This window comes from Acinetobacter sp. YH12039, from assembly GCF_013420015.1.
Lineage (GTDB): Bacteria > Pseudomonadota > Gammaproteobacteria > Pseudomonadales > Moraxellaceae > Acinetobacter > Acinetobacter amyesii.
This window is the reverse complement of the sequence record NZ_VOZA01000039.1, coordinates 1-13,022: the sequence shown is the minus strand read 5'-3', so window position 1 is coordinate 13,022 and position 13,022 is coordinate 1. Positions and strand designations below refer to the sequence as shown.

Here is a 13,022-nt window from a genome sequence, read left to right as displayed (position 1 = left end):
ATTAATCGAGTAATATTTCATTAAAAAACCGAGCTAAAGAGCTCGGTTTTTTACATCGATGAACGACTTAGATATCAGAAAGGTCGATACCTAAACGTGCAGCAACTTCTTCATAAGCTTCAACTACACCGCCTAAACCTTGACGGAAACGGTCTTTGTCGAGTTTTTTCTTAGTGTCTTTGTCCCAGAGACGGCAGCCGTCTGGAGAGAATTCGTCACCCAGTACGATACGGTCGTGGAACAGACCAAATTCAAGTTTAAAGTCAACAAGCAGCATGTTGCCTGCATCGAATAGACCTTTAAGTACTTCGTTTACTTTATAAGTCAATTCTTTCATTTGAGCGAGTTGTTCTGCAGTCGCCCAACCTAATGCAATCGCTTGTGATTCATTCACCATTGGGTCGCCTAACGCATCGTCTTTGAAGAACAATTCGAAAGTTGGCGGAGTAAGTTCTTTACCTTCTTCAACGCCTAAACGACGGCAAAGTGAACCTGCTGCATAGTTACGAATTACGCACTCTACAGGAACCATAGTCAATTTTTTCACTAAAACTTCAGTTGGAGAAAGAAGTTTTTCGAAATGAGTTTCGATACCAGCCGCAGCCAATTTTTCCATGATAAAGGCGTTAAAACGGTTGTTCACCTTACCTTTGCGATCCAGTTGTTCAATTTTTTCACCGTTGAATGCAGAAGCATCGTCACGGAAAACTAGGATGAGGTGGTCAGAACTATCTGTTTCATAAACAGATTTCGCTTTACCAGTATAGAGCAAGGTTTGTTTTAACATGAGGGAACCTTTTTCGAGAAAAAATGCCTAGTACGACTAGGCTGGCCAATTTTGGTAAATCTGAGCTAACAGATCTGCAGCTTTTTCTTTGTCTGCAAAACTGTTATCGGCATTGAACACAGCGATGTTATTGCTTGAACCTACAGAAGAAAGTCTTAAGACATAGGTCTGCTGATCGACCTTTACGGTTACTTCGTAACGGTTTTTGCTCTGACCAACAATGGTATGGTTAAGGCTGCTGAGGGTAGCAAGTGTGTATTGCCAAATTGTAGCAGAATTTCCTTCAACTTTGATCAGTGGATTTTGATTTCCATCCACCAATAGTTGAGGGCGGCTAATATTTGTACTGTCTGTTGAGGAATCTGCAACGACATTATTTTTTTCCGCGGCTGGACGCGGAAGGGCATAGCGATTGCCGCGCTTATTTTCAAGCTTTGGTGCATGCTCAATTGCTAGTGGGTCAACAGATGGAGCAGGATACAAAGGCGTTGCAGGACGAACCATCGACCCTTCAGGGTATTTCAGTGGTTCAACATCTGTGGTTTGTTTATAGTCCAGTGTGCCATTATTAAAGGCAAGTGAACTACAACCGGCTAATGTAAACACTGAAAGTGCCAGGCTAAGTCCTAAACGTAATTGCATGATGTTTGCTCTTCTTTATTTGATAACGCCCGCAGTGATGAGTGCTTCACGAAGCGGAGTGCGATATTGTTCTGCAAGGGGTGTTAATGGTAAGCGAATGCCTGTTTCAATCAGGTTCATCTCATGAAGTGCCCATTTCACAGGAATTGGGTTCGATTCGCAAAATAAAATTTGATGTAAATTTGCAACAGTATTGTTTTGTTGCTCGGCTTGGACTGCGTCACCCGCCAAAGCGCTTGCACACACTTCGCTCATTTCTTTTGGCGCCACGTTCGCAGTAACCGAAATGTTGCCCTTAGCACCTAAACCCATTAACTGATAAGCCGTTGCATCATCACCTGAGTACACCACCATATCTTTGCCTTTAAGGCCTTCAATGAGTTCTTGACCACGAGGAACATCGCCAGTGGCGTCTTTAATCCCTACGATTTGTGGAATATCAGCAAGACGGATCACGGTGTCGTTGTGCATGTCTACACCGGTACGGCCAGGGACGTTGTATAAAATTTGAGGTAAATCAACAGCTTCAGCAATTGCTTTGTAGTGTTGATACAGGCCTTCTTGGGTCGGTTTGTTATAGTATGGTGTTACTAATAATGCCGCATCTGCACCTAATTCTTTGGCTTCTTTGGTGAGTTCAATCGCTTCGTGGGTTGAGTTTGCACCTGTGCCGGCAATAATTGGAATGCGTTTGTTCGCCACACGGATGATTTCTTTGATCACCTGAGTGTGTTCGGCCATGCTCAAGGTAGAAGCTTCACCTGTAGTCCCTACAGCAACAATACTGTTGGTGCCCTGCTTTATATGCCACTCAACCAGCTTCTCGAGGCTCTTCCAATCTACGCTGCCATCTTCAAACATTGGGGTGACGATTGCGACAATTGAACCTTGAATGGTCTGAGCTTGCTGAGTCATTTTGAAAAGCTATCCTATTTGTCCATCCGACAAGATGAAATATAGATTTCTGGATGGTTTCGAATTTTGATTTGTAGCATGTTCATTGGGCTATACCCAAATTGAATAATGCTTACGCAAATTATGACTGATCAAACGCATAAGAACAATATGCTTTGGTCAAAGCCATAAAATTCTTTATACAAATCAAACTTAAAACAATCAAGTGTAAAATAGCGGTTTTTTTGCAGTCTGAAAATTGTTCAGCAGGGCTGAATCTAGAAAATGTTTTATTCAATCGAGAGGGGTGGCATGGCTGATGGGGATTGATTAAATCATCAGCAAAGGGTTGATCTATCTGTATTCCGTGTTTTTTAATCAGAATTTAAGATTAAATAACAATGACTAAAGATTTAAAAACTATATCAATTCGCTCGGGTTTTATTACAAATGATTGTTAAAAACTTGGGTAATAATCTTTTTTTTATCTAATAGAAATAGACACGTTTTTATGCGCGTATAAAAAATTGCTTGATTTGACTGTTCATTGCACGATTCATATTTTTTTATTTCAAATCTTTAATTGTTTTTACGACTTTGTGACTTAAAGCACAAAAACTATTACACCATGCACGTAATCGAATTTCGGACGAAAGGCTTCAACTTATTGGTAGTTATATCCTCTATACGGCTCAGCGATGATGCGAACTTAATTTGAACGCTGATGACAACAAGGATTCTCCAATGGAAAAGTCAGATAACAAGCATGCTATTATCACGGTAGCAATCTGTTTCCTTATTGCCGTAATCGAAGGTCTGGATATTCAGGCTGCAGGTATTGCAGCAGCAGGGATTCGTGAATATTTCGGGCTGGATAGCTCGCAGCTAGGGGTATTTTTTAGTGCCGGTATTTTAGGATTATTACCTGGTGCTTTGGTGGGTGGTCGGATTGCAGACCGAGTGGGCCGTAAAAAAGTATTAATTTGGTCTACGGGGATGTTCGCCATTTTTACCTTATGTACGGTATGGGTAAACAGTTTCCATAGCTTATTGGCCGTACGTTTTCTTGCAGGTGCAGGTTTAGGGGCAGCAATGCCAATTTTGATTACCTTGGCATCTGAAGCGGTAACACCACAAAATCGTGGTCGTGCAGTCGGTTTGATGTACTGTGGTATGCCTGTGGGTGCGGCAATCTTGTCATTGGTTGCAATGACAGACTTCGGTGCAAACTGGAAAAATATTTTCTATTTAGGCGGTTTATTACCGATTGTTGTGATTCCATTGATGATTTGGTTCTTGCCTGAATCGCGTGAATTCTTGAAAGCCAAAGATCAAGCGGTTCAAGCGACTGCCAATGGCGAAGTGCAACAAGGTGCTTTCAAAAACCTATTCAACACAGAAAACCGTTTACGTACCTTCTCAATTTGGGTGAGCTACTTCTTCACCTTGATGGTGGTGTACATCATGTTGAGCTGGTTACCATCGTTGTTCACCGAACTCGGTTTCACACGTAAAGATGGTGCAACTGCGCAGTTCTACTTCATGGTGAGTGCAACCATTGGTACGATCATTTTAGGTATGTTGACTGACCGTTGGAAGAAAGCTTATGTGATCATTTTGATGTACGGTGGTATTTTGGCAGGTCTATTTGCGCTGAATGGTGCAGGTTCATTGACTCAAATGTATATGGCGTCAGCTTTAGTCGGTGCATTCGTGATTGGTTGCCAAGGTGTGCTGTATGCCTTCGGTGGTATCGTGTATCCAACACAGTTACGTGGTACGGGTGTTGGTGTCGCTTCAGCTGTTGGTCGTGTCGGTGCAATGTTAGGCCCTGCAATTGCGGGTCAGTTATTGGCAGCAGGTTTTGGTGCGGCAGGGGTGATTACCGCTGCAATTCCATGTATCGCAATCTCTGCAATATTTATGTTGTTATTGGTACGTCGTATTCCATCTTAAGGAACATGTCATATCAAAAAAGCCCGCATATTGCGGGCTTTTTTATGGCGACAATTGAAGTCGCGCTAATGCTTTAAATCAAGATAAATAAATGTATTTTATGTAAAAATACAGCAGAAAGAGAAAATAAAAAATCAACGTAGAGGGGCTATGTCAGCAAGAAAACTGGTCGCAATTTTTAAAGTTGATCAACGTGAATTCAGTTTGTATCTACATCAATACGAATTTATCTTGGAACTCAAACCTGTATTTCAAAGAAATCGCCATCAGCCGAGACAAAATGCGTGGTTGGCCTTTGCCGATGAACCTACCCTAGAAGATGTTGCTGAAAATATTAATGCGTTTGAGGTCATGCAACAGACACGCCGCCATTTATTAAAATATATCTTTCAACATCAACCGCGCTATTTTTATTTTCATGCTTCGACTCGGCGAAAAGCCCGTATTTACCCACGCTTTGCACAGCGTTTGGTTGAGCATTTGCCCAAGTATCGGTATTGTCAGGAAGGACAGTCATTTTATTTTTATGCACAGGACTGAATACTAAGGCTTTTAAAATATGAGCGAATCAGTAGAGTCGCCGACAATGCATGACAACGGATGGAGAGATATGCAAAAGAATACAGCGCTGATTGTGGTCGATGTACAAAATGGTTTTACCCCAGGCGGTCAGTTGGCTGTTGCCAATGCCGATCAAATTATTCCAGGGATTAATCAATTGGGACAATACTTTACGAATATTGTGCTGACTCAAGATTGGCATCCAGCCGACCATATTTCTTTTGCTGAAAATCATCCTGAGCATGCACCTTATGACAGCATAGAGCTGAATTATGGAACGCAAGTATTGTGGCCGACGCATTGTGTACAAGGCACACAGGATGCCGAATTGCATCCGGATTTAAATTTACCGACGGCGCAGCTGATTATCCGTAAAGGTTTTCATCAGCATATCGACAGCTACTCTGCTTTTATGGAAGCGGATCAGAAAACTTCAACGGGTTTGGCGGGCTATTTGCGCGAACGTGGTATTGATACGGTCTTTGTGGTGGGCATTGCCACGGATTTCTGTGTTGCATGGACGGCAATGGATGCACGTAAGCTTGGTTTTGAAACTTTTGTGATTGCTGATTTGACCAAAGGGATCGATTTACAGGGTTCTTTACAGCATGCATGGCAAGACATGTTGGCGAATGGGGTGAAGCGTATTTACCTGAAAGATATTGTGCAGCAGCATGCACAGGCATTATCTTTGGCATGACCCAGTGGGCTCAGTTGAGAAAAGGCACAAGGGTGTGCCTTTTTTTGTCCCTGTTTTTAAATGGAAGATGCCTATGTCGGCTTTCTTAAAATTCACTCAATTTGTGCAGAAAACATTTGCGATTTGGGTGGTGCTGTTTGCAGCGCTCGCCATGTTTTTTCCCGATGTATTTGTTTGGTTAAAAGCATATATCCCATGGATGCTAGGCATCATTATGTTGGGTATGGGCATGACCATGACACTGCAAGATTTTAAAAGTGTATTGCAAAGCCCTAAAGCTGTGATGATCGGGGTTTTGGCACAGTTTATTGTGATGCCGGGATTGGCTTTTTTCTTGTGTAAATTATTACAACTGCCGACAGAAATCGCGATCGGGGTCATTCTTGTCGGTTGCTGTCCGGGTGGAACGGCTTCTAATGTCATCACCTATATGGCAAAAGGCAATACCGCATTATCTGTTGCTTGTACCTCTGTTTCGACATTACTCGCACCGGTTTTAACCCCTGCGATTTTCTATTTGCTGGCAAGCCAATGGATTGAAATTAATGCGGCATCGATGTTGGTTTCAATTTTACAAGTGGTTTTATTTCCGATCATTGTGGGGTTAATGATTCGAACTGTCTTTAAGCACCGAGTGGATGCCTATATACAGGTCATGCCATTGGTTTCTGTTGTGGCAATTGTGGCGATTGTGGCGGCAATCATTGCGGGTAGCCGAACACAGATTTTGCAATCAGGTTTACTGATTCTTGGGGTAGTTGCCTTACATAATGGCTTGGGCTATCTATTGGGTTTTTGGGCCAGCCGAATATTTAAATTGCCCTATGCAGACTGTAAAGCAGTGTCGATTGAAGTTGGGATGCAAAACTCAGGTTTGGGTGTGGCATTGGCGGCGACCCATTTTGCCGCTTCACCTCTGACCGCTGTGCCGAGTGCGATTTTTAGTTTGTGGCACAATATTTCGGGTCCCGCACTGGCAACCTATTGGGCAGCACGGACGAGTGAGCCCAAAGCATTGGAACAAGACAAGCCTGTGCAATAAACAAAAAAACAATTCAGTAAAATAGAGGGCAATGTCCCTCTTTTTTGATGTCGAAAATAAATTTTACGATTTGATGAACAGGGCTTTAGGGAATTGCATGCTTTTTTAATTGATTAATGCTATTTGTAACATAAGTGTCATATCCGCTGCCTAACATGCCGGCAAACACTTTAGATATAGACTGTTTCAAACAGCATTGAGAGGGTATGCAACATTTTCAGCATTCATCAGAGACCTATTATAATCGTGAATTGTCACTTTTAGATTTCAATCGGCGGGTCTTGGCTCAGGCACTCGATTCAAGTTTACCTTTACTTGAACGCTTGAATTTTCTCATCATTTTTTCACGCAATTTAGATGAATTCTTTGAAATTCGCATTGCGGGGCTGATGAAACAACGAGATTTGAATGCGATTGCACGGACGCCAGATGCCATTCCGACTGAAGTGGTCTTAGATGAACTTTCCCAAGTGATTCATGGCACAGTTGCACAGCAATACCAGACCCTTAATCATGCTGTATTGCCTGCATTACAAAGTGAAGGCATTCGCTTTATTCAATTTAAAGATATTTTAGAAAAACATCGGGCGTGGATTAGCCATTATTTTAGTAAAGAAGTACAACCAGTTTTAACACCGATTAGCTTAGATCCATCTCATCCGTTTCCACGCTTGGTCAATAAAAGCCTCAACTTTATTGTGAGCCTAGAAGGCAAAGATGCCTTTGGTCGTGCCATTGAAATGGCGATTGTTCCTGCGCCACGTTCGTTGCCGCGGTTAATCAAAATGCCCACCGAAGTTGAAGGCAGTGCAGAGACACAAATTTTCCTGACCGCCATTATTCAGCAACACATCAATGACCTATTTCCGGGAATGAAAGCGACGGGCTGTTATGCCTTTCGAGTGACACGCAATGCAGATTTGGTTTTGGCTGAGGATGTGGATGACTTGGCGGTGGCATTAAAAGATGAATTGTCTTCACGCCGTTTTGGTCGGGCAGTTCGCTTAGAAATTGAAGATGATTGTCCGCAAAGCATTATTGATTATTTGTTAGATGAATTTGATTTGAGTGAGCAGGAGCTCTATCGCATTGATGGCCCGATCAATTTATCGCGGCTCAGTAACAGTTTTAATCGACCTGAACTCAAATATCCGGTCTATACACCAATTATTCCTAAAGTTTTTCGGAAACAAACCGCGATTTTTGATGTATTAAAAACACAAGATGTGTTGTTACATCATCCGTTTGACTCCTTTCAACCGGTCATTAACCTATTACGTGAAGCTGCAAAAGATCCTCAGGTTTTAGCCATTAAGCAGACGCTCTATCGCAGTGGGCCAGATTCGGACATCGTACAAGTTTTGGCGGAGGCTGCTCGCAACGGCAAGGAAGTAACCGCAGTTATCGAACTTCGGGCGCGGTTTGATGAAGAATCCAATATTACTGTGGCCAATATATTGCAAGAAGCTGGGGCTGTCGTGGTGTATGGCATCGTGGGCTATAAAACCCATGCCAAGATGATTTTGATTGTACGCCGTGAAAATAATCAGCTGCTACGCTACGCCCATTTGGGAACAGGTAATTATCACGCAGGCAATGCGCGGATGTATACCGATTATGGCTTGATGACGACGCATCCCGATATTTGCGAGGATGTGCATCGTATGTTTCAGGAACTGACCGGTATGGGCAAGATGGCGAAGCTGAAAGCTTTATTGCATGCACCATTTACCCTGCATACTGAATTATTGAAACTAATTGAACAGGAAATTGTTGCTGCACAAGCGGGAAAATACGCACGAATTATTGTGAAGGTCAATGCACTTACGGAACCGCAACTGATTGCTGCTTTGTATCGTGCATCGCAAGCAGGGGTACGTGTAGATTTAATTATCCGTTCGATTTGTTGTTTGATTCCTCAGGTCAAAGGTATGTCTGAGAATATTCATGTGAGATCTATCGTTGGGCGCTTCTTAGAGCACACTCGAGTGTATTATTTTGAGCATGCAGGCGAAAAACGATTGTACTGTGCCAGTGCCGATTGGATGGGACGTAACTTATTTTCACGGGTCGAAACCTGTTTTCCCATTTTAGAAAGCCGTTTGAAAAAACGCATTATGAAAGATGGTTTACTTAACTATTTGGACGATAATCAAAATGCATGGGAAATGCAGTCGAATGGGCAATGGGAGAGAGTCGTGGTTGAAGCAGGTGACGAGCTGCATAACGCGCAAAAATATTTGATTGCACAGAAAATTTCGACCGTTTAAGACAAAAAAATCCCGATTCAAGTCGGGATTTTTGATTTTGCTAAAACCTTTAAGAGGCTTTTGATTGTTTGGATTTTAAAATTTCAGTTCTGAAGTTTTGAGCCAATTCAGCGGCATCACTGTCCATTCCATTGAGCATAAACGCATGACGAGTGAGCACATTGGTCGGATTTGGCAAGCTGACCAATTGGAAATGATCTGAAATCTCTTTGAGCAAAGTTGTCGGCACATGAATGGCACTTTCTTTGGCAACCAATTGTTGGACTAAACGTTCAGCCGCTTGTACAGAAGACAATTGCATAGCTTCGACAGAGCTTGAAATTGCACTACGGGTTTGTAAAACGAATCGTTTTTCTTCACGGTAGCGTTTATATAAAACATCTGAAAGCAATTGGAATACTGAGCTGATCATGGTGAGGCAACGCAGCGCATCTGGAGTGTCAGCAGTCATGCTGATGGTTGCGCCATGTTCATCAAACTTATGCACTGTACTGATGTCAGAACTGTTCAATTTATAATGTTGAACACAGAGTTCTGTGGTTTTATTCAAGAAAATTTGGCAGAGATTAAAATACGGCACAGACACGGTTTTGTTGACGCTATCGAGCAACTGTTTCGGATCATAAAATTGAATATTTAATGCCAAGCTGTTGCTGTCGAGAACCACTGGTTTCATGTCTTTATGCTGTTTTGCTTTGGCTTGCGCATTTTGCTGCGCTTGAGCAATCGCCAGAGCGGCATTATGTTTTTCTTGTTCTAAAGCCTGCGCTAGCGTTTGAATTTCATGTTTTAGACGTGATTCATTGTTGATTCGCGCTAAATATTCAGTACGACTTGGACGCGCAATAGCGCGATACGCCAACCATAACAAGCCATGTAAGAATAATGAAAATAGAATCGCAGCCCACTGCGTACGTAAGATTTCACCAATACTTGGTTTAATTAAGGTGATTTCAACCGTTCCGACTTTCTTTTCGTTTTGCAGCGCATCACGAACAAAGATTTCACCGTCACGGGTTTTGGTCAAACCGCCTGTGGCCAAAACTTGATTATTGGCATTTAAAATGCGGATGGAAGCCACGCTCGGGTTGGTTGCATAGCGGTCAGCAAGTAAGGCTAATGATACGGTATTGGCCGGCTCAAGCTCAGATAGGCTGTCTGTAACCAATTGACTGGTCATCAGTTGTCCCTGACTGGCACGGTTTTCGTTCAATTGGTGGGTTGTTGCCAATACCAATAAAAAGGTATGCAAAGCAAAACAAACTACTAATAGGCTAGCAAATAGCCCTTGTCTAGGCGCATTCAACGTAAACTTCCAAGGCAATTCTATTCAATTTAGATTATGATTCTTACATTAGTTGTAGCTCAGACCCGAGTCAATTCATGCGAGAAATCATTCTTATATCACTTTTAGGACCTGACCAACCTAATCAATTTACACGATTAATGCAGGTTTTGTCCGCACATTCCTTACAGATTTTAGATGTCGGACAAGCAGTCATCCACAATCAGCTGACTTTAGGTATTGTTGTTTCGTCGGAAGACCAGACTGCGACAGCATTAGCCATGAAGGAGATGTTGATTTTAGCACATGATATTGGCTTAACTGTGCGCTTTAAACCAATCTCTACAACAGAATATCAACAATGGGTAAATGAGGGAGGCCGCACACGCTATATCGTTACGGCACTTGCGCCAGAATTACAGGCGTCTCATTTACAGGCAGTTACAAATATTGTGTCGAGCCAAGGCTTTAATATCGAAACGGTGACTCGTTTATCTGGCCGTCCAGAATTAGATGGATCGAGCGAAGGTCCGCGCCGTGCCTGCGTTCAATTTGGTTTAAAAGGCCAAATGTTGGATGCCACTGCGATGCGTGCAGCATGTTTACGTCTATCTACCGAACTAGGGGTAGATGTTGCCGTTCAAGAGGACAATGCTTACCGTCGTAATCGTCGTTTGGTCTGCTTTGATATGGACTCGACGCTGATTGAGCAAGAAGTGATTGACGAATTGGCGATTGAAGCGGGTGTCGGGGCTCAAGTGGCTGAAATCACTGAACGTGCTATGCAAGGCGAGCTCGATTTCCAACAAAGTTTCCGTGCACGTGTGGCACTGCTCAAAGGTATGGATGCTTCGGTATTGCCTAAAATTGCAGAACGTCTGACTGTTACAGAAGGTGCGGAACGTCTGATTTCAACGCTTAAATCATTGGGTTATCGCACGGCTATTTTGTCAGGTGGTTTTCAGTATTTTGCCGAATATCTACAAGCAAAACTGGGTATCGATGAAGTCCATGCCAATGTACTGGACGTACAAGATGGCGCGGTAACAGGTGAAGTGAAAGGCCATATTGTGGATGGTGCTCGCAAAGCCTTCTTGTTGACTCAAATCGCTGAAGAAATGGGGATTTCATTAGAACAAGCCATTGCTGTCGGTGATGGTGCGAATGACTTGCCAATGTTGTCTTTAGCCGGCTTAGGCGTTGCTTTCCGTGCGAAACCTTTGGTTCGTCAAAATGCCAATCAAGCCATTTCAAGCGTGGGTCTAGATGGTGTTCTTTACCTGCTTGGTGTGCATGATAAAGATTTAAATCGTGCTTAAAACCATTTAAGGCACAGTCAAAAACGTAGCCAAAAGGCTGCGTTTTTTTATGCCAAGAATTCAGCTCATCCGATGAACGGTAGAAGAAAATTGTCGATAAAAACAACGATTAACAGCATTCGAAAAATTAATTTTTTTAGCCTAAAACCAGCTGTTTTTTTTGTAATGACACTCGAAACGAGATGCCATCATTGTTCTAGAAATTCTTTAAAAAGAAAAAATGTAATGACAAAATAATGTTGCGACAAGGTGTGTCGCATGGACAAAAAACGAGACTTTTTTTATGCAAAAAACTCAGCATAATGCTTGCAAGAGATTGAGATCGACCAAATCTATTTACTGAAGATACAGTAGTGAGACGGCTCAGCATCCTGTAAGACAAGAGATGTCAGCTGTCAAATGACGGAGGTTTTTATGTTAACAGCGAATTTAGCAACAATCGTTGGCCTGAGCTTGGTATCGGCGGCTGTGATTGCTGTTTTCTTCTCGCCTTATCGTCGCTGGTTAAGTTTTATGCTGGCGGGGATGCTGGTGTGGGGACTCATTGAAGTGATTCGATTTGGCACACAAACCATGTTTGAATTATCAGTGACTTATAGTTATTTAACGGCATTAATGGCCGCAATGGTGGTATTCACTTTAGTATTGTTACGTGAAGACCGCCGTGCAGAGCGTGCGATGGCAAAGCGCCAATGTATAGAGCACACGCCTGTATATGATGAAGAACAGCAATGTTCGAGCCGATAAGTGCCAGAACAAAATTTCAATGAAAATGCGCCTGAGGGCGCATTTTTTTATGAACGCATTAGTCCGATTTGAGATACAAAGCCTTACTTCTCAAAAGCCAAGTTATGGTAGGATGAAGCCAGTCAATTTTCCAACAATTACAATAGGCTTTAAGTCATGAAACTATCATCAATTCCTGTCGTAAAACTACCTTTAGTTGATGTCAGTACGGATCCACTTGATTTACTCGTGGCAGGTTTAGCGCTTCGTATGAAACAGCTTGCACGTACTAGCCCTAAATTCATTGAATTGGTTCATGAACGTCAATTCCGCATTCAAATCGGTACAGATTTGGGTGTTGCACGTCAAATTATTGTAAATAATGGACAGATTGATACTGTTTCAGGCGATGCGGAAAAAGCAGACTTTATTTTGCAATTTGCGGACAGCGAACAGGGCGTGAAAACCCTAATGAAAGGTGACCCAACAGCATTTATGACGGGTATGCAAAATGGCAGTATTAAAATGGAAGGTGATTTTGGTCTACTGGTCTGGTTTAACCAAGTGGCGAAGTTAATTCCACCTAAACTTCCAAAACCTGTTAAAGAAAAAATCAAAATCGCACGTGCGTTTATTAAAGAAAAAACAGGTAAGTAAGATTTACGCCTTGTTCTCCTCCTAAAGGAGGAGCATTAAAAAAAGCCCTCTTTTGAGTAATGCCAGTCAGTTAAGAGATTGACTGGCTTTTTCTTGGGTATTTTTGAGGTTTTCCTTTTACAACCCTTGGATAACTCCTCACTCTTCTCTCAGGTATAACATACCGATTAGATTTCTCCATTA

At 42.4% G+C, this 13,022-nt stretch carries 12 protein-coding genes; 8 read left to right on the top strand and 4 right to left on the bottom strand.

From position 1 onward, the window contains the following. Window positions 1-67: 67 nt before the first annotated feature. The 3 genes from purC to dapA are packed head-to-tail and all read right to left on the bottom strand — an operon-like array spanning window position 68 to window position 2,344. The gene (purC, locus tag FTT98_RS13675) at window positions 68-787 is read right to left on the bottom strand and encodes a phosphoribosylaminoimidazolesuccinocarboxamide synthase (RefSeq protein WP_180041565.1); all 720 of its coding nucleotides are present in this window, start codon (window positions 785-787) and stop codon (window positions 68-70) included. Window positions 788-823: 36 nt separating this feature from the next. Then, window positions 824-1,429, bottom strand: coding sequence for a lipoprotein-34 precursor (NlpB) (locus tag FTT98_RS13670; protein ID WP_078193263.1), 606 nt, complete (start codon window positions 1,427-1,429; stop codon window positions 824-826). A gap of 15 nt (window positions 1,430-1,444) precedes the next feature. After that, entirely contained in the window at window positions 1,445-2,344 is a 900-nt protein-coding gene (gene dapA / locus FTT98_RS13665) for a 4-hydroxy-tetrahydrodipicolinate synthase (protein ID WP_078193262.1), read from the bottom strand. A 723-nt stretch (window positions 2,345-3,067) separates the two neighbouring features. On the opposite strand from dapA, the gene mhpT reads away from it, so the two are divergent. The 5 genes from mhpT (at window position 3,068) to ppk1 (ending at window position 8,852) form a co-directional block, all read left to right on the top strand. Then, a complete protein-coding gene (mhpT, locus tag FTT98_RS13660) occupies window positions 3,068-4,279 on the top strand; it encodes a 3-(3-hydroxy-phenyl)propionate transporter MhpT (RefSeq protein ID WP_180041564.1) in 1,212 nt (403 codons plus the stop codon). 150 nt (window positions 4,280-4,429) lie between these two features. Beyond that, a complete protein-coding gene (locus FTT98_RS13655; RefSeq protein WP_180022316.1) occupies window positions 4,430-4,819 on the top strand; it encodes a hypothetical protein in 390 nt (129 codons plus the stop codon). 70 nt (window positions 4,820-4,889) lie between these two features. After that, window positions 4,890-5,540: a bifunctional nicotinamidase/pyrazinamidase gene (gene pncA / locus FTT98_RS13650; RefSeq protein ID WP_180022346.1), complete on the top strand. Its 651-nt coding sequence runs from the start codon at window positions 4,890-4,892 to the stop codon at window positions 5,538-5,540. 73 nt (window positions 5,541-5,613) lie between these two features. Further along, complete coding sequence (locus FTT98_RS13645; protein ID WP_180041563.1) at window positions 5,614-6,582, top strand: bile acid:sodium symporter family protein; 969 nt, start codon at window positions 5,614-5,616, stop codon at window positions 6,580-6,582. 206 nt (window positions 6,583-6,788) lie between these two features. Next, complete coding sequence (ppk1, locus tag FTT98_RS13640; RefSeq protein ID WP_180041562.1) at window positions 6,789-8,852, top strand: polyphosphate kinase 1; 2,064 nt, start codon at window positions 6,789-6,791, stop codon at window positions 8,850-8,852. 49 nt (window positions 8,853-8,901) lie between these two features. On the opposite strand, the gene FTT98_RS13635 is transcribed toward ppk1, so the two are convergent. Next, complete coding sequence (locus FTT98_RS13635) at window positions 8,902-10,158, bottom strand: hypothetical protein (protein ID WP_168379711.1); 1,257 nt, start codon at window positions 10,156-10,158, stop codon at window positions 8,902-8,904. A 77-nt stretch (window positions 10,159-10,235) separates the two neighbouring features. Between FTT98_RS13635 and serB the strand changes: the two genes are divergently transcribed. From serB to FTT98_RS13620, 3 genes are all read left to right on the top strand, one after another. Next, complete coding sequence (gene serB, locus FTT98_RS13630; protein WP_078193257.1) at window positions 10,236-11,456, top strand: phosphoserine phosphatase SerB; 1,221 nt, start codon at window positions 10,236-10,238, stop codon at window positions 11,454-11,456. 414 nt (window positions 11,457-11,870) lie between these two features. Continuing rightward, the gene (gene aciT / locus FTT98_RS13625; protein ID WP_078190616.1) at window positions 11,871-12,203 is read left to right on the top strand and encodes an AciT family ciprofloxacin tolerance protein; all 333 of its coding nucleotides are present in this window, start codon (window positions 11,871-11,873) and stop codon (window positions 12,201-12,203) included. A gap of 156 nt (window positions 12,204-12,359) precedes the next feature. Continuing rightward, a complete protein-coding gene (locus tag FTT98_RS13620; RefSeq protein ID WP_078190615.1) occupies window positions 12,360-12,839 on the top strand; it encodes an SCP2 sterol-binding domain-containing protein in 480 nt (159 codons plus the stop codon). The last annotated feature ends 183 nt before the right edge of the window (window positions 12,840-13,022 follow it).